Origin of the sequence: Gordonia sp. NB41Y (genome assembly GCF_030718915.1) — a bacterium.
Taxonomy (GTDB): Bacteria; Actinomycetota; Actinomycetes; order Mycobacteriales; family Mycobacteriaceae; genus Gordonia; species Gordonia desulfuricans.
In genome coordinates this window covers 3146954-3167035 of the sequence record NZ_CP132196.1, presented here as the reverse complement: position 1 = coordinate 3167035, position 20082 = coordinate 3146954, and the positions used below count along the sequence as shown (strand labels likewise).

At 64.8% G+C, this 20082-nt stretch carries 14 protein-coding genes and 2 pseudogenes; 4 read left to right on the top strand and 12 right to left on the bottom strand.

The annotated features are described in order from the left end of the window. Positions 1–947: 947 nt before the first annotated feature. The 3 genes and pseudogenes from Q9K23_RS13650 to Q9K23_RS13640 all read right to left on the bottom strand — a co-directional run. The gene (locus tag Q9K23_RS13650; protein ID WP_053778630.1) at positions 948–2225 is read right to left on the bottom strand and encodes an IS256 family transposase; all 1278 of its coding nucleotides are present in this window, start codon (positions 2223–2225) and stop codon (positions 948–950) included. Between the two features lie 511 nt (positions 2226–2736). Next, positions 2737–3213, bottom strand: coding sequence for a hypothetical protein (locus tag Q9K23_RS13645; protein WP_053776720.1), 477 nt, complete (start codon positions 3211–3213; stop codon positions 2737–2739). Between the two features lie 504 nt (positions 3214–3717). Beyond that, a pseudogene (locus Q9K23_RS13640) lies at positions 3718–4398 on the bottom strand (transposase); the annotation flags it as partial. Here Q9K23_RS13640 and Q9K23_RS13635 point away from each other — a divergent pair. Continuing rightward, a pseudogene (locus Q9K23_RS13635) lies at positions 4304–4957 on the top strand (FAD-binding oxidoreductase); the annotation flags it as partial. The pseudogenes Q9K23_RS13640 and Q9K23_RS13635 sit on opposite strands and share 95 nt — an antisense overlap. Before the next feature lie 26 nt (positions 4958–4983). On the opposite strand, the gene Q9K23_RS13630 reads toward Q9K23_RS13635, so the two are convergent. The 3 genes from Q9K23_RS13630 to Q9K23_RS13620 all read right to left on the bottom strand — a co-directional run bounded on the left by Q9K23_RS13630 (position 4984) and on the right by Q9K23_RS13620 (position 8390). Then, positions 4984–6066 (bottom strand): hypothetical protein, encoded by a 1083-nt coding sequence (locus tag Q9K23_RS13630; protein ID WP_059038550.1) that lies wholly within the window; start codon positions 6064–6066, stop codon positions 4984–4986. Between the two features lie 142 nt (positions 6067–6208). Further along, positions 6209–7936, bottom strand: coding sequence for an amidohydrolase (locus Q9K23_RS13625; protein ID WP_160319580.1), 1728 nt, complete (start codon positions 7934–7936; stop codon positions 6209–6211). A gap of 136 nt (positions 7937–8072) precedes the next feature. Next, positions 8073–8390 carry a cupin domain-containing protein gene (locus tag Q9K23_RS13620; RefSeq protein ID WP_152972661.1) on the bottom strand — a complete coding sequence of 106 codons (318 nt, stop codon included), beginning with the start codon at positions 8388–8390 and terminating at the stop codon, positions 8073–8075. 291 nt (positions 8391–8681) lie between these two features. On the opposite strand from Q9K23_RS13620, the gene Q9K23_RS13615 reads away from it, so the two are divergent. Then, positions 8682–10139 (top strand): APC family permease, encoded by a 1458-nt coding sequence (locus tag Q9K23_RS13615; protein WP_082365778.1) that lies wholly within the window; start codon positions 8682–8684, stop codon positions 10137–10139. Between the two features lie 283 nt (positions 10140–10422). Here the strand turns inward: Q9K23_RS13615 and Q9K23_RS13610 are convergent, their stop codons facing one another. The 4 genes from Q9K23_RS13610 to Q9K23_RS13595 all read right to left on the bottom strand — a co-directional run bounded on the left by Q9K23_RS13610 (position 10423) and on the right by Q9K23_RS13595 (position 15240). Further along, positions 10423–11040, bottom strand: a complete 618-nt coding sequence (locus Q9K23_RS13610) for a hypothetical protein (RefSeq protein WP_059038546.1) — start codon at positions 11038–11040, stop codon at positions 10423–10425. Between the two features lie 10 nt (positions 11041–11050). Beyond that, positions 11051–12985, bottom strand: coding sequence for a primary-amine oxidase (locus Q9K23_RS13605; protein ID WP_020792655.1), 1935 nt, complete (start codon positions 12983–12985; stop codon positions 11051–11053). 111 nt (positions 12986–13096) lie between these two features. Beyond that, positions 13097–14542, bottom strand: coding sequence for an aldehyde dehydrogenase family protein (locus Q9K23_RS13600; RefSeq protein WP_059038543.1), 1446 nt, complete (start codon positions 14540–14542; stop codon positions 13097–13099). Between the two features lie 101 nt (positions 14543–14643). After that, positions 14644–15240, bottom strand: a complete 597-nt coding sequence (locus Q9K23_RS13595; protein WP_020790675.1) for a TetR/AcrR family transcriptional regulator — start codon at positions 15238–15240, stop codon at positions 14644–14646. A gap of 205 nt (positions 15241–15445) precedes the next feature. Between Q9K23_RS13595 and Q9K23_RS13590 the strand changes: the two genes are divergently transcribed. Next, the gene (locus Q9K23_RS13590) at positions 15446–16390 is read left to right on the top strand and encodes a zinc-binding alcohol dehydrogenase family protein (RefSeq protein WP_020790674.1); all 945 of its coding nucleotides are present in this window, start codon (positions 15446–15448) and stop codon (positions 16388–16390) included. Positions 16391–16485: 95 nt separating this feature from the next. On the opposite strand, the gene Q9K23_RS13585 is transcribed toward Q9K23_RS13590, so the two are convergent. Beyond that, positions 16486–17643 carry an FAD-dependent oxidoreductase gene (locus Q9K23_RS13585; protein WP_053776716.1) on the bottom strand — a complete coding sequence of 386 codons (1158 nt, stop codon included), beginning with the start codon at positions 17641–17643 and terminating at the stop codon, positions 16486–16488. A gap of 298 nt (positions 17644–17941) precedes the next feature. On the opposite strand from Q9K23_RS13585, the gene Q9K23_RS13580 reads away from it, so the two are divergent. Then, positions 17942–19081 (top strand): LLM class flavin-dependent oxidoreductase, encoded by a 1140-nt coding sequence (locus Q9K23_RS13580; protein ID WP_059038539.1) that lies wholly within the window; start codon positions 17942–17944, stop codon positions 19079–19081. A gap of 79 nt (positions 19082–19160) precedes the next feature. On the opposite strand, the gene Q9K23_RS13575 is transcribed toward Q9K23_RS13580, so the two are convergent. Beyond that, positions 19161–20075 (bottom strand): dioxygenase, encoded by a 915-nt coding sequence (locus Q9K23_RS13575; RefSeq protein ID WP_053776714.1) that lies wholly within the window; start codon positions 20073–20075, stop codon positions 19161–19163. Between the last annotated feature and the right edge of the window lie 7 nt (positions 20076–20082).

Genomic DNA, 20082 nt, shown 5'->3' with positions numbered 1-20082 from the left:
ACAAGTGAGCAGATTCGATGAGCATCGCTGAGCACTTTCGATGAGCCTCGTCATTGCCTCGGGATCAGTGGCCGGATTGCTCCCAGCTGCGAGTTATCGCGGAAGGGTCAACTCATCGGGCTTGGGCTGTCGATCAGCGAAAGACGGACAACACCGGGTGGGGTGACGGCTCCGACACGCTGCAACCCATCAGCGATCTCGCCTGCTCCATCGAGAGCATGCTGATGGAGCAGATGGGGACACGCCACTGCCGCTCATGCGGCGACTGTGAGAATCATCAGCGCAGAAGTGCTGTCAGAACAACGTACGACTCATGGTCACCCACCAGTTCACGGAGCGTGACATCCGTGAAGTAGTGCCACGTTTGTGGTGGGTGGTACATGCGGCGCGAGCGCAGCTCGGCCAGGGTGACGACAGGGCTCAGTCTTGTCACCCTCGCCAAGTGAAGTGCTGTTGCACAAGAAGTCCCACGGAAGTAGGAGTCGAACTCCCGTGCTGAGATAGCAGCATCTCGCAGAGCCGCACGCTTAACGGTGGTCGGCCGACCACTGACGACCTTGTCGACCTCGCAGGTCGCCACGACGGCGGACATCGGTGCAGTTGCATAGATCGCCACTGGTTGCCCCGGCTCGATCCGAGGGCGAGTACGTCGGAGTTCGACGGTCTTCGTCCCGGCGAGAATATTGGTCACGTGCTCGGGCCGAATGGAGAGGACCATCAATCGGTTCTCAGTCGTACTCGGCGCCACAGCAGGCTTCCTCCATCAGGTCGGCGAACAGTTTAGGACTGATTTTCGTGGCAGACCATACCCGAGGGGTCTGACCGTACTTCGCAGCAAGCTGCTTTAGGCGTGCGTACGACACTGGGCGCTCGAGCAACTCAGTGTCTGCCAATTGCAGCGCTCGGACCGATCCGAGTTATTGTCAAGACCTGTGGATGGGCGAGTTTCAGGCGGCCTCCTCGGAGTCTGAGTTGGGGTCGGGTTCGACGAGTTTGCCTTTTTCGAAGGTGGCGCCGTCACGGACCAGTTTCACCAGGTGCGGTGCGTTGACCGCCCGCCATTTCGATTGGGCAGCCTCGATCAACTTGTAGGCCATCGCGATGCCGGCGGCCCGTGATCCGGGGCCTTTGGTCACCTTGGTCCGCAGTCGCACGGTCGCGAACGTGGACTCGATCGGGTTGGTGGTGCGCAGATGTATCCAGTGTTCGGCCGGGTACCGGTAGAACTCGAGTAGCACGTCGTCGTCATCGACGATCTTGGCCACGGCCTTCGGGTACTTGGCGCTGTAGGCTTTCTCGAACGCGGTGATCGCTTGGCGGGCGTGGTGTTCGTCTTCGGCGTTGTAGATTTCCTGCATCGCCTTGATCGCGTTGGGGTGGGCTGATTTCGGTAGCGCAGCAAGAACATTGGCTTGTTTGTGGAACCAGCATCGTTGCTCACGCGTGTCGGGGAACACCTCCCGGATCGCGGCCCAGAAGCCGAGCGCCCCGTCCCCGACGGCCAGAGCCGGCGCCGGCATGCCGCGGCGTTTGCACGACCGCAGCAGATCCGCCCACGACTCGGTCGATTCCCGATACCCATCAGCGACTGCGATGAGTTCCTTCTTGCCGTCGGCGCGGACCCCGATCATCACCAGCAGGCACAGCTTCTCCTGCTCCAAACGCACCTTGAGGTGGATACCGTCGACCCACAGGTACACATAGTCGGCGGTGATAGCCCGGTCGGCGAAGGCGGCGGCCTCTTTCTGCCATTGCTTGGTCAGCCGGGTGATCGTGGCCGCCGACAGTCCGGCGCCCGACCCCAGGAACTGCTCGAGCGCCGGCCCGAAATCACCCGAGGACAGCCCATGTAGATACAGCAACGGCAGCACCGCGGAGATCTCCGGACTCTTACGCGCCCACGCGGGCAAGATCTTCGACGAAAACTTGTGCCGCTCCTCGGTTTCGGGGTCGACACGCTTGTCATTGACCCGCGGTGCTTTCACCGTGACCGCACCCGCGGCGGTCATCACCTCCCGCGCGTTGTGGTACCCGTTACGGACTACCAGTCGGTGCCCGTTCTCGTCGACCTGATCGGCGAACTGGTCGATGTAGGCGGCCACCTCCGCGCGTAGCGCCGCGGCAAGCATCTGTCGGGCGCCGTCACGCACGATCTCATCGAGGATCGAGCGGCTCTGATCGTCGGCCGGGTTGGAACCTTCATTGGTGTTGACTACCGTGAGCACGAGGCGTGCCTTTCCGCCAGCGCTGCAACGCTGACTTGATCAAGTGACTACCGGGATCATATTTGCGGGAAGGCACGCCCTCCCAGATCCACAGGTCTTGATCATTCCTCCTCCGATCGCCCCGACTGGCGGTGTGGCCACGGCAGTCGGATGGGTGATGATCGGGGTGTTTTGGGGCCGGAGCGGCAGCGGTCGGGGCGATGCTTGGGCACGCCGCCGCTGTCCGGGGTGCAGACATTGAGGAGACAGCGATACGCCGGGCCCGCCTTGCCCCTGCGCTGCTCGCCGCCGTCGTCGTGCTCATTGCCGCTATCGTCCTGGGAAGCTTGGTCAACCCGCTGCCCATCTCTGTCGCTGTCGTGGTGTTGGTGGGCGCAGCGATCGTGGCGGTAGTTGGCGTGTATGCCTCCCTACCTGCCCGTCAGAAGTCGAGAACTCGCTGGTGCGAATACGAAGAGGGTCTGGTCCGATGCGGACCAGACCCTCTTGTTCGTACTGAGCCTGTTCGGCCTCAGGGCTGCGGGATTCGGACGTAGTACGAGACGCCCTTGTTGAGGTTGGGGTGGGTGGTGAAGGACATGAGGTTGATGCCTTGTCCGACTCCGCGGAGGTTCACGCGGACTGGCGCTTCTGGTCGTGGTCCGAGGTTCATCGGCACGCCTTTCTCGCGATATTGGATGCCGGACCAGTAGCCGATCGCGACGTTGACCCGGCAGGAGGGGTTGCGTCCCCAGGCGGGTTGGGTGCCGGTGAATCCGCGTGAGGTGAGGGAGATGGTGGCTTGGCCTCGTTTGGCGGGGTTGGTGTCGATTCCGACGTGGATGGCTCCGTGGCAGAAGGCGTTGTTGCCCATGACCCAGATGTCGTCTCCGAGGACGCCGAGTCGTGGTGCTGGGGCTGCTGATCCTGTCGTTGGGACGGCCAGTAGCAGTGTCGACAGTGCGGCGACGGTGACCAGAGCCCGGGTGGTGATCGTCTTTGTTGTCATGGATCGCACACTACTGCAGGACTTCGCTAATCATGCGGACGAAGAATGACTGAGATCAGCGACCTCGCGTGAGGGACGTTTCCTGTTGCGGTACAGCCCTTTTGGAATGAGCATGCGGAGTGGCTTGGGTCCATGCTCATGAGCGGTGGACAAGCTCACCCTCGCACGGGTTTCGCCGCTGCGCGGGTTGGGTGCAGGGGTGGTCTACCCGTCGACGGAACCCGCGAACCTCCGAGAAGCCCTGGAGTTCTGTCGCGTTGTCGATGGCTACGACCGCTGAAGGGCACCGGCTCTTTCGTCGGTGGGTGGGGGTGGTGCCAATAGGGGGGCTGTGTCGGGACACACGGGCACAATGTGAACAGTAGTGCCCCATAGAGTGGTGTAACTCGGTGGCCGAGATCGTGTCTGACGCTGTGTTGTTGACCGATGCAAAGCGGCCACCGAGCTTGTCAAGATGTCTGTGTAAGAACGTGACTCCTGGTGTTCCTGTGGTTGTTGGTGGGTCTAGCTGAGGTGGGGTTCGATGCGGTCGGGGTAGGCCAGGGCGAGTTGCCCGAGGGCCTGTTTCCAGTTCGTCACGACCTGTCCCTCGACGAGTCGTCCGGGGGCTCTGCGCGTGGCGGCGGGCGTGCCGCGTTCTTTCTCGCGTTGCCTGGCGCGTTTGTCCTCGATGTCGCAGATCGCCAACCACAACAGTTTGCGGACCGCGACGTCGTTGGGGAAGTGTCCCCTGTTCTTGATCACCTTGCGTAGCTGGTAGTTCAGTGACTCGATCGAGTTGGTGGTGTAGATGACTTTGCGTAGCTCGGGCGGGAACGCTAGGAACGGGATGAATCTGTCCCAGGCGCGATCGAAAGCCAATGCCGCACTCGGATATTTGAGCCCGAGCTCGGAGTCCCGGAAGGCTTCCCACTCGCGGCGAGCGGTGTCGGCGTCGGGGGCGGTGTAGATCGGTTTGATCGCCCGGGCGACGTCTTTGCGGTCTTTGTAGTTCACGAACCGCATCGAGTTGCGGATCAGATGCACCACGCAGGTCTGCACCGTGGCCAGCGGCCAGGTGGCCTCGATCGCCTCGGGGAATCCGGTCAGCGCGCATGCACCGCTGACGTTCAATGCCGGCCAGTACCTCGAGGTCCACACGCCGCAGTGGCCCAAGCAGTGGCGCAACTTCTCGCCGTCGATCCCCCCGAACCCGGCCGGTGAACTGGAGTTCCACGTACGGGCGATCAAGGGTGGGACGGTCAGTTCGGCCATCGTCAGCGAGACCAGCGTCGGAGACGTCTGGACGCTGTCCCAGAGTCACGGCACACTGCACGTCGACCGGGACCGGCCCGTGCTGATGGTCGCCGGCGGTACCGGGCTCGCGCCGCTGCGTGCGCTGCTCATCGAGATGTCCAAGCGCGCGGACTCGCCGCCGACGCACATCTTCTACGGCATGCGGTATCCCGGCGAGCTCTACGACCTGAGTGTGCTCCGGCGTATCGCGTCGACCAATCCGTGGTTGCAGGTCACCGCGGTGTCGGAGGAGGAGCGGGATCCGTGGTGGATCACCGCGGTGGCGGCGCCTGCCGAACTCGGGATCGACCACCGGATCGGCACCCTCGCCGACGTCGTCGTCGACACCGGGAACTGGGAGAACCATCAGGTGCTGATCGCGGGGTCGTCGCAGATGATCGAGGCGACCCGGCGCAAGCTGATCATCGCCGGGGTCCGGGCGAGCCGTATCCAGCACGATCCGGTCTAGTCGGTCCGGTTCCCCGGCTCACCTCGTCAGGGCGCCGACTGTCCCGGTTCTCCCGGAGCGGGCACCTCGATGGTGGTGGTCTCCGTCTCGGTCACCGTGAAGGGGCCGGGTATCTCTTCGGTCACCGTGGTCGTCCGGGTGACCGGACGCGGCGCGGTGGTGACCGTCGTCGTGCGGGCCTGCGTCTCGGTTTCGGTCCGGGTGACCGTCGTCGCGTCGGCGGTGACGGTCACGGCCGCGGGTGTCTCGGTGATGGTGACCGACACGGGTTCGGGGGTCTCGCCCTCACCGGCCAGGAGCAGGGCCAGTCCGACGGCACCGAGGAACACCGCGGCTCCGATCGCGGCACCGACGAACCACCAGCGTCGTCCGGTCGACACCCGCGTGGCCCCCGCGGGCGCAGACAGCGCCACCAGGGCGGCGTCGGCCGCGCCGATCGCCGAGGCCAGCGACGGGTTGCCGGCAACCGTCACAGGCCGCTGCGCGGCGTACTCGACGGCCGGGGCGATACCCGGCAGCTCCGCCCCCGGCCCGACGACGATGATCGAGGTGATGTCGCGACCGCGCGGCAGCTTGGTGACGGCCGTCGAGAGCTCGGACGCCCCGTCCGGATCGGTGACCGGCGCGAGCCGGTTGGTGGTGAAGTCGGCCGTCCCGAGGACCGCGCCCGACGTCGTGTCGATCGTGGCCATTGTCGTACCGGCCGCCGGAGCGGCATCGCGGTCGAGGTCGACGACGGCGACGACGCCGCCGCGGGTCGCGTGAGTGCACGCGATCTCGGCGAGCGCCGAGGCATATCCGGTGACGACGACGCGGTCGTACCAGGACTCGGCCGCGGTCTCCGAGGCGAAGACCTGGGCCAGATGCTTGCGAACGTCCTCGCGGGAGACGGAGACGCCGATCTGATCGACGACGACCGGGACCGACTCGACGAGTTCGACGATCGCGGTCTCGACCGCGGGGGCAGAGGGGTCCGGCAGGTCGACGAGATTGCTGGCCAGGATGTGGCCGTCGGCGTCACGGACGACGGATGCGATCTGGTCGTCCACGACAGATATCCCGAGAACCACGGATCCGGGCAGTCCCCCGCCCGCCGGTTCCTGGGTCATCGTCACCTCCACATCGACGTTTGCCCATGAAGCCTAGCGGCTGGTACGAGATCCGTGGCATCCGGACCGTTCGACGCACACTTCGTCACCTGCGGTGCCCGGACCGTGTGAGCCGCGGCGTTGCCGCGGCCCACTTGACTGTTCAGACCCTGTGCACTATCTGGCCGTCGACCATCGTCAATGCGATCGGGCGACCCATCAACGATTCGACCTCGGGATCATCGGGCCAGGTGCCGTCGAGCACGGCGAGGTCAGCGCGCTGTCCGACCTTGAGCGTCCCACGCCACAGTTCGCCGTGCTCGCGGTAGGCGGCCTCGCGGGTGAGCATGGCGAGCGCGTCGAGACTGGTGATGCCTTCAAGATCGTCGGCCGGGACCGGGCCTTCCCAGCAATGCGAGCGGGACACTGCATAGACGACCGCCGGGCGCCAGTCCGGTGGGACGACCGGGGCATCGGAGGTGAGCCCGGGCCTGACCCCCGCGCGCAGCGCCGACCCGATCGGCTCGGTCCGGCGAACGCGGTCCTCTGGGAGCGTCGTGGCGAAGGTCGAGATGATCACCGGGTTGAAGCAGGCGCCGATCCCGTTGTCCACCAGGGTCTTCATGCCCTCGGGATAGAGCTCGGTGGTGTGGATCAGGTAGTGACGCGCCGGGCTGTTCGGGGCGATCTCGGCGATCTTGTCGATCACGGTCTCCACGGTCTGATCGCCGATCGAATGCACACCGATCTGCAACCCCGCACCGTCGACGTACCTGATGATCTCTTCCAGTTCGGCGACCTTGTCGACGTCGCTGTCCCCGGCGATGACCATGTGTCCGCAGCGATGCCCCGGCGCGTTGTCGGTGTGCACCGGTTCCTTGTGCCACGTGGTGCCGTTCTGCGGGGTCCCGTCCGCGAACACCTTCACCCCGACGATCTTCAGTCGCCGCGGATCGATCTCGCGGTCGTCGTAGGCGTTGGCGAGTCCGGCTTCGAGGTGCCGTCGAACGTCCTTCGCACTGCAGCCGCCGGTACCCACCGGCAGCACGAGCACGGAGACACGCATCGTCAGGTCGCCGGACTCAGCGAAGTCACCCAAGACCTCGAGTGCCGCCTCCGACCCGGACCCGTCGAGCAGCGACACGTGGCCCGGCCCCAGTCCGGGTTCGGTCAGAGCCGTGATCCCGAGGGCATGAAGGTCCGCCTGCCCCGCCCGGTACGCCTCGATCAACTGACTTCTCGGGACGGTGGGGATCGTCTCGATCATGGGTGCGATCGCGGCATCGGTGAGGAAACCCGCCGGCGCACCGTCCGCGGTGCGGCTGATGAGGCCACCGGGAGGATCGGGGGTTGCCGTGGTGATCCCGGCCAATTCCAGGGCAACCGAGTTAGCAGTCAGCGAGTGCCCGCTCCAGTCGAAGAGAACCACCGGGGTACCGGGAATCCCGTTGGCCTCCAGTGCCTTGTCGATGTCCTCGGCAGTAAGGTTGCGCCCGAGGACCAGGCCGTCCCAGCCGTGTCCGCGGATCCAGCCGCTCGGATCGATCTTGTCCCGTGTCAAGAACTGGGGAAGCTGTGCGAGGTCGGTGAAGATGTCGGTGCACATCTTCACGTATGTGTGCGTGGTGACGGAATAAGCCGTGAAGTGGAGGTGCCCGTCGTTGATACCGGGGATGACGGTGGAACCGTCGAGCTCGACGACTTCGGTACCCTCACCGATCAGCTCCTCGGCGTCATCTCCGAGCGCGACGATCTCGCCGTCTTTGACGGCCATGGCCGTCGGGCGCGTGCTGAGCCACGCCGCGGTGGCACGGTCGCCCGGCTGCCAGTCGGAGAGGTCGAGTACGGGCCCACCTCGCAGCACGGTGTCGGCTGCTGTGCTTGCGGACATCATTCTCCTATCATCGAAATGGTCGGTACCGGCAGCCCAGGGCGGCGGTGAGAGTGATTGTGGTGTCGCTCAATCGAGTTCACCCGCGCGTGGTCCGCTGGCCGGACCCGCGGACCACACTGGGGACCGATCCGCCTCAGAGGCTGTCGACGTAGAACTGGCGGAGGTCCTCCAGGACCGTGAACGTCACCTCGGAACCCTTCACGAACGAGGCTGCGTCACCCGCGGCAATCCGGTATGTGGGACCGTCGGTGACGGCGTACTCGACGGCACCCTCGACGACGTAGATCGTCCGGTCGAACGGCAGCGTGAGGGTGACCGGGCCAGGCGTCTCATCCGGCCGGACGATCCAGAATCCTGTGCGTACCGCATCATCCTCGCGGAGATGACCCATGCGGCCTGCTCTGTACGGTGTCGTGATGTCTTCAGTGGACGGGCGGTAGTAGGCGGTCACGTGTCTCCGATCGCGGGTTGGCTGCTTGAGTCGGAAGTAAATGCCGATCGGATGCCGTTGGCGCCCCGGCGGTCCGATGAGTGAACCCGGGCGTCGATCGACACACGGTTTGGCCTCAGGATTTCCACACCCGATTTGCACACGTCGTGACCGGACCCAGCGTCGACCACGCGTGTGTCAGGTCGGTCGCCACGCCAGCCGCGCGCTCATCGTCGAGTGCTGTCCCGCGGCTGCTCCTATCAGCCCCATGGGGTTGCACAGCCACGGCTTCCAGCCGCCAGGAGAATCCATATGACCGACAGTCTCACCCCCTCTACCGCAGCGCCGGTGCCACCAGACGACGCCACAACTCTGAAGAGCGGGACGGTTGGGACCACCCACATCGTCGCGATGGTGATCGCCGCAGCCGCACCGATCGCCTCGGCCGTCGCCCTCATCCCCTTGGGAATGCTGCTCGGCAACGGCGCCGGCATGCCCGGTGCCCTACTGCTGGTGTCACTGATCCTTGCCGTCTTCGCGGTCGGATTCGTGAAGATCCTCCCGTACATCACCAACACGGGCGCGATATACGCATATGTGAGCGCCGGTCTCGGGCGCCCCGCCGGTCTCGCGTCCGCGTACGTCCTCGCGCTGGTCTACGTCGCACTGGGAGCTTCTGTAGTAGGTGGGTTCAGCTACTTCGCCACCGCGTTGATGGAACGCTTCTTCGACTTCAACCCGCCATGGTTGATCGTCGCCATCGCTTGTGTGGTGATCGGGACCGGCATGGCTGTCGCCGGTGTCACCCTCACCGCCCGGGTTCTCCTCGTGATCCTGACCCTCGAACTCATCGGACTGCTCGTCGTGGACATCGCGATCCTTGTCGAGCAGGGCTTCCCGGCCTTCACACTGGACGTCTTCAGCCCGTCCACGGTGTTCACCGGAGCCGTCGGGGTCGCCGTGATCTACGCCTTCTCGATGTTCCTCGGCTTCGAGGCCACCGCGATCTACTCCGAAGAGGCGAAGGCGCCGCGGCGAACGATTCCGCGCGCGACCTACATCATCCTCGTGCTCATCGGCGGGCTCTACACCTTTTCGTCGTGGGCCATGGTTGCCGGCACCGGCGTCGACGAGCTGGTACCGGCCGTGGCCGAGGACCCCGGCACATTCGTGTTCCGCCTGTCGGATCACTACGTCGGAACCGGCTGGACGGATATCCTCTCGGTCCTCAACGCGCTCAGCCTCTTTGCCGGCGTGCTGGCCTTCCAGAACGCCGGGGCGCGCTATCTCTTCGCGCTGTCCCGGGACAACATGGCGCCCCGAGCCTTGGGGGTCACGCATCCGAAGACGGGAACGCCGTCGATCGGGCTGATCTCGATCGCAGTGGTGTTCGTCCTCCTCTCGGTCGTGTACTTCGCCGCGGATTACAGTCCGCTGCTGGACATGTCGACCTCACTGGTCGGTATGGGCACCATCGGACTGGTGGGGATGCTTACCGTCGCGTCGATCTCGATCGCGGTCTTCTTCTTCCGCCGTAAGGTCATCGGTGTCACGACTGTCGGAGCCCCGGTACTGGCGGCGATTCTTCTCAGCCTGTGCACCTACGCCGGGATCGACAACTACGGCGCCTTGACCGGTGTGCCGACCTGGTGGGTCAACAACCTGCCCTGGATTCTGCTGGTCGTCGCAGCGGCCGGCCTGGCCTTCGGCTTCTGGGTGCGCGCGAAGTACCCCGAACGCTACGAGCTCATCGGTCAGACTCGTATCTGACGAATCCGACAGAGATTCCGAGAAGGCCTCGGCCGGACATGTTCCGGCCGGGGCCTTCTCGGTGTTCGTTCAGCGATCGAGCGCTCGCGCCGAGCAGCGGCAGGTCCGCGACGCCGACACGGAGTTCAACCGGGTCGCCCACAGCGTCGCCCCCCAGATCTTCCTGAATCCCCGGCACGGCAGCGAAATAGGGGTAACGGACGAACGTTCCGAGAGCAAAGAAGGGCCGGCAGGGCGAATATCTCCGCCCTGCCGGCCCTTTCGTTGCCTTCGAGATGTGCAGTCACAGCAAGAGCATCGCGGTCATGGCACCGACCGACGCGACTCCCGCCCCTACCTCGATACGAGATCGCAGGGTCCGCCGGCCTCGGCCGAACCTCACCTGCCACAGCAAGAATCCCGCGTACGCGACCACCAGCAGAACCATGATCGCCAGACCTGCGGGCCAGAAACCATCGACACCGGCCGTCGACGCCTGTGTCGCAACGGAATCGGCCGACATGTGCGCGCCGTGGGCGCCGTGGCCTGTACGCAAGTGGCCCGTCGGCCCAGGCGAGACCGGAGCCGAGCCGGCGGTCGCGGCATGCGCACTGCGCCCAGCCCCCAGGGCAGCCGGCATGACACCACACAGGACCGCCATGACTGCCGACGTCGCCACTCGCACATACCGCAGGCCGGAATCGTCGGGCCCGAAGAGCTGCGACACCGCGGCGAGCGCGAACACCGCCACCCATGCGAAGGTGGGCAGAATCCGGCTGTCCAGTGCCATGACGTCGACCATGCCGAGGAGCATGACCGACATAGTCATGAGGTTACGGACGTCGATCCGTTTGCCTTCCGCACAACCGATGAGCGCGACCGCCATCGAGATCAACGCGGCCAGGGTCAAGATCGTGTGCATCACGACTCCCTCAGTGGCCGCAGGTGCACTCACCCGGAGGGCAATGGCTGCACCCCGAGGACGAGCAGTGGCTCTTGCTCAGGTCCGGGACGTCCAGAGCAGGGTTCTTGTCGAAGAAGTTGTTGGGCACCAACATGAAGCTGGCCACCTCGGTCGGCATCACCGGCCAGTCCTCCGAACGCGGGATGTGCGTCACTCCCACGGTGTGCCACAGGACCACGTCGGTGTTCTCCACCGGACGATTCGCCTCTGTCCAGGTCGGCAGACCCGCTCCGGACCGGTCCTGATTCGGATGGTCACCGGCAGAGTGCATCTCATCCGGCTGGTACGGGGTGACCCACATGTTCTTGGTTGCGAAGCCGGCACGCTTGACCATCAGCGACGGTTCCTGAGCGATCAGGGTGTCCGACGCCCAGCCCGGGATGAGCTTGTAGCCGACCGGCATACCCCACTTGTTCGCCTTGTTCGGGTTCACGACCGTCCAGCTCCGCGCCGTCTGCGGGTTGGTCAGGCCGTCTCCGTCCTGCTCACGCCCGATCAGTGTCTTGGTCACCGCGATCGCGTTCCCGTACGGGTTGGCGTCCCCGACCGGCGCCGCGTCGACATCGTTCTGGTACACCGAGTTCTCCCAGCCGTCGACCTCCATGTCGAGACGGAACGAGAACAGGTGCTGATGCCAGGTGGCCGCTAGATTCTCGGCGATCGGCGTCGCATGGGGCGGCACCTCGCCGGATTCGTAGGAAATGGTCTGGACGATGCCCAGCAATTTGGTGTCGACCTCGATGTGACCGTCCTGGAAGAAGTTCCAGTAGAAGCCATAGTGGTAGTTACCCACGGTGGCGATGAAACTGACGACGAGCTTGCGCGACCGCCGGACATCGACCTTGCCGGTGACCCAGTCGGTGTGCTTCCAGAGGATGCCCGCGTCTTCTTCGTGGATGCAGATCGCGTTCTTGATCGTCGTCGGGTTTCCGTCGTCGTCGGCCATGACCGCATCGAGGTAGGTGATCTCCCCCAGACAATCACACCCGAGCAGCAGTGAGTTGGCCATCTTCCCGAGTCCGTACTCGCCGGCGTCGAATGCGCTTCGAAAGTAGTGTGCCGCTTCGGGGATCCCGTAGGGAACCATCATCTCGGCCAGCGATCCACGATGCATCACCGAACGGTAGGTGTCACCGTCGCGGTACTCGACACCCGACAGCACGAGACCGTCCAGCGGATGCATGTTGATGCGGAACCGCCACTTCTGCCATTCCATCTGCGGGCCGTCGAGGCTGAAGCTGACGCCCTCCGGCTGGATGATGTCGAGCGGCTTGATGTCGTCGCGCAGCGGCTGATTGTGCTCTGCGGTGTAGTTGTCGCACGTCGGGTTCATCGGCTTGACGCCGTGGTCCTCCACGTCGAACACCTCTTTGCGGACGGTGTCGACGACGATGATCACACCTTCGACGATGTGCGCATACGCGTTGTCCTCGGGGAAGTGACGGTAGTAGGTCACGCAGGCCCACAGCCGACGACCGGAGACGTCGAGGTCGGCGCGGTTGCCCACCCCGAACGGATCGAGTTGCACCAGCGTCAGATCGGTGATGCCGCGCTTCGCGAGTGCCTCGATGTAGCGCGGATCCTGCTTGGCGAGGTCATGGATGATCTCGAGTTCTTCCTCGAGCATCTGCGCACCACCGTCGGTGAGCTGCGTGCTGGAGACAACCGACTCGTCGTCCAGATCGACCAGGACGTCGAAGGTCGCGGCCGAGGTCCGATCGAGGACGAGTGCGCGCGCCTGACGAGACACCGCCGCTCCGGCGCGGAGGAGCGCCTTGTCGGGTTCCTGGGTGAAGACCGACCCGAAACCGGGCCGCTCACCGCCGATCCCGGCCTTGCGAACGATGGTGGAGACGGCACTGATCTCGTCGGCGGTCAACGCGTCGAAGAGGTGGCTGTGCATATCGAGCTTCCTTTCCGGGCCCCGGAAACCGGCTACGACACCACGCCCCGGCGGGGCGGAGTTCACCGTCTCGGTGCTGCTTGGTCGAACTTCGTTGATACCTGGGGCGTTTCAGCCCAGGTTGATGAACACGGACTGGGTCTCGGTGTACTCGTCGAGCGAATAGGCACCCATCTCTCGACCCCAACCGCTCTTGCCGAACCCGCCCCACGGGGCGCCCGGGTCGATGAGCGGAAGCTGATTGACGAACACCGTGCCGGCCTCGATTCGTTCGGGCAGGCTGTGTGCGGTCTTGAGATCTTGCGTCCAGACGACCGCCGCCAAACCGAAGTCGGTGTTGTTGGCACGCGCAATGGCCTCGTCGAGATCCTCGTAGGGCATGATCGACAGCACGGGCCCGAAGATCTCCTCGCGTGCGATGGTCATCTCGTCGGTGACCTCGGTAAACACCGTCGGCCGGTAGAAGAACCCGTTCTCCAGTTCACCGCCGACGCGCTCACCACCGGTGACAAGCTGTGCCCCTTCGGTTTTCCCGGAGGTAACGAAGCCATGGACCCGAGCCAGGTGCTCGGCGGATGCGAGCGGTCCGACGACGGTCTCGGGATCGGAGCCGGGCCCGATCTTCAGCGCGTCGGCCGCCGCCGCGATCTTCTCGACGAACTCGTCCACCCGCGAGCGGTGAACGAAGAACCGGGTGAACGCGCCACATGCCTGTCCGGTGTTGAACAACGCGCCCTGCAGATTTCCCATCACCGCGGCGTCGATGTCGGCGTCCTGCGCGACGATGCTCGGGGCCTTGCCACCCAGCTCGAGGCCGACACGCTTGAGGCTCGCCGCCGCCGCGCGGACGATGTCCTGTCCCACGGCTGTGGACCCGGTGAACGAGATCTTGTCGACCCCGTCATGAGCGACGAGGGCCTTGCCCACCTCGGGACCACCGGTGAGCAGATTCACGACGCCTGCGGGGACTCCCGCCTCACGTGCCAGCTCGACGAGTCGAACCGTCGACAAGGGGGTCTGCTCGGCCGGCTTGAGAATTGCGGCATTCCCCGTGGCCAGCGCGGGTGCAAGCTTCCATGCGGCGATGTCGAACGGGAAGTTCCACGGAGTGATGAGGCCGACCACCCCGAGCGGGCGGCGCTGCTGGTAGGTGAACTGACCGGGGATCGAGACCGGCGACACCTTGCCCTCGAGTTTGGTCGCCCAGCCCGCGTAGTAGCGAAAGGTCTGTGCGGCCAACGGGATCGAGACGTTGGTGCTGACGCCGATGGGCTGTCCTTGGTCCGAGGTCTCCAGCGCCGCGAGCTCGGCGCCGTTCTCCTCGATCAGATCGGCGATGCGCCACAGGATCTTCCCTCGCGCATCGGGCGTCAGCGACCGCCACTCATCGGATTCGAACCCCGACCTCGCTGCGGAAACGGCAGCGTCCACATCTGCGGGACTCGCTTCGGCAAAGTCTGCCAGGATCTCTCCGGTGGCGGGATCGACGGTCTGTCCGGTGGCTCCGGTCGCTGCGTCGACCCATTCCTCACCGATCAACAGCTGAGTGGCGGGCACGAGGTGTCTCCTTCGGTCGCGGTACCCGCCGAAGGTGTCATATCGGCAACCGGGAGAGCACTCGGATGGTCCGTTGACCGAACCGTCGGCCGCACGAACCGTCAGTCGTCGGCGGCCCCATGGCTCTGCAGGACGCGCAGCACCTCACGGAGCCGTTCGAGGATGCGCTCCGAGCGGTCGTCCGACACGTAGATGGCGTGCTGCATCACGAGCCCGTCGACCGCAGCGAGAACGAGTGCGGCGAGCGAACCGTCGTCATCGGTGACACCGATCTCCTCGAGTGTCGCGGAGACCTGCCCGATGTAGATGTCGTATACGGCCACGAGGCGCTCCAGGGGCACACCACCGCGTACCGCCCGTAACAAGTAGTCGTACTGCAGCATGCCGCGGTTGCGCTCACCGGACATGACGGTGACGAAGTCCCGGTTGAAGTCGTCGATCGAGTCTGCGCGGAGTTGCGATTCGTCCGCGTCGAGATGCGCGGCACGCTCGAGGGCCTCGCTGACCATGGCTTCTTTTGATCCGAAGTAGAAGCGCACCAGGCTATGTGACAGGCCGGCGTGCGCGGCCACGGACCGGTAGGTGACCTTGCCGAGCCCATCGGTGCTCGCGATGTGGATCGCGGCATCCAGCAGACGCCGCCGGGTTTCCGGATCCCCCTCACCGCCGCTTGTCGCGGATGGCGCGGTTTCCGTCATGTGGTCCTCCCCGAGTCGAGTGCCGGCGTGTCCGTTTCACCTGCACGGTATCGGAGTTCCACTTCGATACGGCGAACGTGTTGGGTCATTTGGTCAGGCTGACCGCCGACGAGGCCGCCACAGGTTCGGTCAGCGGACCGGCCGTTCGCGCAACAGGGGTTCCCGGCCATTCTGGATGTTCCGACCCTGACCGAGAGGTTTCACCATGCGCGCCGCCCGAATCCACGACTGGGACAAGCCCCCGGTGGTCGAGGACATACCCGTTCCGACGCGACGCCCAGGTGAGACCCTGGTCCGCGTGGACGCCGCGACGGTGAGCCATCTCGACATCACCGTGTCCACCGGACGCTTCGAGTTGGTTCCCCCGCTCCCCTACGTGCCGGGCTGCGAAGGTGCGGCGACCGTCCTCGAATCCGATACCCATGCGCCCGGCACCCAGGTGATCTTCCGCGACGGAGTCATCGGACTCGATCGCGACGGAACGTGGCGCGAGCAGGTCGCCGTGTCCGACGACGCGCTGATGCCTCTCGGTACGCCGCTCGATCCGGCGATCGCCGCGACGTTTTTCGTCCCGACCACCACCGCCTACGTCGCGCTCTTCGATGTCGGGGCGCTCGAAAGCGGACAGACGGTACTGGTCAGCGGTGCGACCGGCGCGGTCGGGTCGATGGCACTGCAACTCGCACAAGACGCCGGCGCCGAGGTCATCGCGCTGGTCTCCCGCGCCGATCGCCTCGCACGCCTGCCCGAGGGAGTTCGGGGTGTGGCGCTCGACGACGCCGCGGCCACCTCCGCGTTGAGAGACGCGAAATCGGCAGATCTGTTGCTGGACACGATCGGTGGCCAGTCGCTGAGCGAACGGATCGGGTGGGTGAAGCCGGGCGGCAAGGTCGCCTGTCTCGGCTACACGGCCGGTACCGAGCTGACCATCGATCTTCCGAACTGGTTCTTCTCCGACGTCACCATCGCACCGGTGAACCTGCTGAACAAAGAACCTCGGGCACAGGAGGTCGCACGGTCGTTGCTTCCCAAGATCGCGGACGGCACACTCCGGGTGACGGTCGAGGAGTTCTCACTCGACGAAGCGTCGACAGCACTCGAGCGGCTCTCCCATGGTTCGGTCACCGGTCGGGCCGTGATTCGTTTCTGACGATCGGGCCACCAAATTCGGTCGTGCCACCAAATGCTCAGCGGGCCCGGAACACTGACGTTCCGGGCCCGCTTCGCAGTTGCAGCGTCATGCCGTCACAGACGGTCCTTGATCCGGAACAGATTCTGTGCGGCCTTGCGCACCAGTCTTTCCGGAGCGCCCAGCGGCGGCCAGTTGCTGTGCCGGTTCCCGCGGAGGAGGTCGTACGCGGCGTATTCGGGGCTGGTGGCCGCGGCTGCGATTCGTCCGCCGTTCCACGATGCCAGCACACCGTTGCTCGAGGTGACCACGGCGGTGGGCGCGATGCGATCCAGCAGTGGCGTCTCTTCGACGGTCGAGGCGATCGCACCCTCCCAGGCGCTGTGGAACGCGACGTCGCCGAGCGTCGGGAAGGTGTCCCGCAGTTCGTCGCGGATGCGGTCTTCGAGCGCCGGTCCGTCGATGGTCTCGAACAGCGTGCTGATGCCGAAGAGCAGGCGGTTGCCCGGGAGTCGGCGGAAGTAGCGCGAGAACGACGCGATCTCCGACGTCGAGTACCACGACGGCATCGCCGCGTCGAGAATCGCCTCGTCGATCGGCTCGGTCACCGCGATCTGCGAGTATCCAGTGAACAGGGTCTTCTGGGTGGACGGGACGACGTCACCGGAGCCGGTTCCCGCCGCGACCACCAGACGCTGCGCATGGATCTCCCCCGTATCGGTCATCACCGTGACCCGGTCACGGCCCGCGTGCATCCCCGTGACCCGGCTGTGTTCGGCGATGACGACGCCGAGCTTCTCCGCATGAGCCGCAAGCCCTTCCAGGAGCGCATGCGGATTGAGGTTGATGTTGTCACGCTCGTAGAGGCCGGCCTCATAGCGATCGGACCGTAAGAACTCCTTCAGGTCCTCGCGGTCGAGATACCGTCGACCGGCTCTGGCCTGTTCGGAGCCCGCCACCGCCGACTTCGCCAGCTGGGCCGCCTGCCGCTTGGTGATCGCCAACCGGATGGAGCCGCGTCGTAGGTCGGCATCGATTCCGTTGTCCTCGATGAACCTGACGAGTTCATCGGCTGCCGCGCCGAGCGACTCGTCGACGATCGAGGACTCCTCCGCGTCGCCGAGATGCGTGCCTTCGCTGAGCAACAGGATGCCGCCGTTGCGGCCCGAGGCACCTGACGCGACGGTTGCCTTCTCCAGAACGATCACACTCATTCCGGCCTCGACGAATGCGGTTGCCGCGGAGATACCCGCGTAACCGGCTCCGACGACCACTGCATCGAAGGTGTGTGTACCGGACAACGGAGGGCGCTCAGGCGTGGCCAATCCGAGTGCGTAATAGGTCTGTTGAGCATCGAGGTCGTTCACAGATGCGACGGTACGGACACTCGCGCCCTTTCACGGCTTCCCGGGTCCGTTCACCGGTCCGCCTTCTGGAGTGGCGCCGTGCGGGCTCCGACACTGAGGCGGCACGGGTGAAATCCCATCGGCGGGATGCCGACACGTCACACCCGACAAGGACGCGCTCATCACCGAGGCGACCCCTCAACCCCTGACGCAATAAGGAGTAACCGTGAAATTCGGCGTCGTTTCCGAAGCCCAGGTGAACCTGGGCATGTCGTACGGAGTCCGTCTCCGCGAGACCATCAAGGAACTGGTGTTCGCAGAGGAGATGGGCTTCGATTTCATCGGCACCTCCGAACAGCACTTCATGGAGGGCCAGTGGTCGATCTCGGCACCCGAGGTCATCATGCCGATCCTGGCCGACCGGACGAACAGCATCAAGATCCGCCAGATGGCGATCACCTGTCTGGGCTTCAATCACCCTCTGCGCGTTGCGGAACGCGTGGCCACCATGGACATCCTGTCCAACGGGCGCTTCGAGTTCGCGACGGCACGATCCAACAACGAGAAGTACATGCGCGGGTTCGGGGTCGACCCAGAGAAGACGCGAGACGAATGGCGCGAGCACATCGAGGTCGTGATCCGCGCCCTCGCGCAGGATGAGATCACTTACCACGGCGACTACTACGACATCGACGGGGTCTCGGTCACCCCGCGTCTGGAGAGCCAGGAGCTCCCGCCCATCTATGCGACCGCGACCAGCCCGGAAACCCATTATCTCGCAGGCAAGATGGGACTCGGCGTCATGACCGCCGACAGCTATCTGGGCTGGGAGTACCAGCAGATGGTGATCGACGAGTACAAGCGCGGACTCAAAGAGGCGGAACCGATCGACAACCTGTACCCCGTCAATCCGCACATCACCGGTTTCACATTCCCCGCCTATTGCGCGGCAACAAAGGAGCAGGCGTTCGACGACGCGGCAGTCAGCATGCGGGCGATGCTCAAGAGCGTCGAAGACCTCGCCGCGGGTCTCGCCGGCACCAAGGCGCCGGGCTACCAGTACTGGCAGAAGCTGTACGAGAACATCCGTGACCGCAGTGATGATCTCCAGTACCTGAACGACACCACCCCGATGCTCATGGTCGGCGACCCCGATTTCTTCATCGAGCGCTGCGAACGTCTCGAGGCGATGGGCATCGACGAGGTCGTGCTGAAGATCGACGGGTACGGACACTCCAAGACCCTCAAGACGATCGAGTTGATCGGCAAGTACGTCATCCCGCATTTCAAGGCACGTAAGGGATCGATCCCGGAGAACTCCTTCACCCGTGTCGGCATCGAGGGCGTCGGCAAGTTCGAGCTCTGACCGTCGTCACGACAGACAAACAGGTGGGCCGTCACCCAGAGGTGACGGCCCACCTGTTGTTTCGGGTTGTCGCGAGCGGTCAGGCATCCTCGGCCGCGAGCACGATGTCGAACCGGACGCTGTCCCACGACCGGTCACCGACAGCACGCCCGTCGGGTGTCGCCTCACCTGCGTCGTGATGCACGAACTCCTTGATGAGAGAGTCCTTGACACCGAAAACACTGTCTCCGAGTGCAATCTGCGGATCGTCCTGGGAGAAGATGTGGGTCACCAGGGTACGGAGACCGTCGGCACTCACCATGAAGTGCACATGTGCCGCGCGCACCGGTGAACGCCCGACGGCGTCGAGCATCTTGCCGACCGGGCCGTCATGCGGGATGGGATATGGAACGGGAGTGAGTCCCCAGAAACGGTATTCACCGTTCTCGTCGGTGAACAGGTGCGCACGAGCCGCCATCCGGTCGTCACCGTATTGCACGTCGTAGAAGCCGTCCTCATCACATTCCCAGGCTTCGATCCGCGCACCGTGCACCGGCAGACCGTCGGTGTCGGTGACACGACCCGAGAACCAGCAGGGCGTACCCCTGGCACCGCCGGCGAGATCTCCTCCGAGCGGGATCTCGGGCGAGTTCTCGAGGAAGAACGGCCCGAAAACGGTTGATTCCGTGGCATTCCCGACGGACGGATTGGCGATGGTGATCGTCTGCATCGACGCACCGAGCACGTCGGACAGCAGGATGAACTCCTGCCGCTTGTCGTCGGTGATGTGTCCGGCGGCGGTCAGGAATTCGATGGCGGTGCGCCACTCCGACTCCGACAGGCGCACATCGCGGATGAACGCGTGGAGGTGTCGGACCAGTGCCTGCATCACCTCCTTCAGGCGAGGATCGGTCGCCTGCTCGAAGGATGCGACGACACGATCGGTCAGAAGCTGTTCGTGCACCGCTTGCCGCTCGTGGTCGTCATCGAGGCGGGCGTGGGTGGACAGGGCCATGATTGTC

What these genes read in the sequence shown, in the direction of transcription:
- Q9K23_RS13645 (WP_053776720.1), bottom strand. Translation starts at nt 3,213, where the DNA reads ATGACAACAAAGACGATCACCACCCGGGCTCTGGTCACCGTCGCCGCA.
- Q9K23_RS13630 (WP_059038550.1), bottom strand. Translation starts at nt 6,066, where the DNA reads ATGACCCAGGAACCGGCGGGCGGGGGACTGCCCGGATCCGTGGTTCTC.
- Q9K23_RS13625 (WP_160319580.1), bottom strand. Translation starts at nt 7,936, where the DNA reads ATGTCCGCAAGCACAGCAGCCGACACCGTGCTGCGAGGTGGGCCCGTA.
- Q9K23_RS13615 (WP_082365778.1), top strand. Translation starts at nt 8,682, where the DNA reads ATGACCGACAGTCTCACCCCCTCTACCGCAGCGCCGGTGCCACCAGAC.
- Q9K23_RS13610 (WP_059038546.1), bottom strand. Translation starts at nt 11,040, where the DNA reads ATGCACACGATCTTGACCCTGGCCGCGTTGATCTCGATGGCGGTCGCG.
- Q9K23_RS13605 (WP_020792655.1), bottom strand. Translation starts at nt 12,985, where the DNA reads ATGCACAGCCACCTCTTCGACGCGTTGACCGCCGACGAGATCAGTGCC.
- Q9K23_RS13595 (WP_020790675.1), bottom strand. Translation starts at nt 15,240, where the DNA reads ATGACGGAAACCGCGCCATCCGCGACAAGCGGCGGTGAGGGGGATCCG.
- Q9K23_RS13590 (WP_020790674.1), top strand. Translation starts at nt 15,446, where the DNA reads ATGCGCGCCGCCCGAATCCACGACTGGGACAAGCCCCCGGTGGTCGAG.
- Q9K23_RS13575 (WP_053776714.1), bottom strand. Translation starts at nt 20,075, where the DNA reads ATGGCCCTGTCCACCCACGCCCGCCTCGATGACGACCACGAGCGGCAA.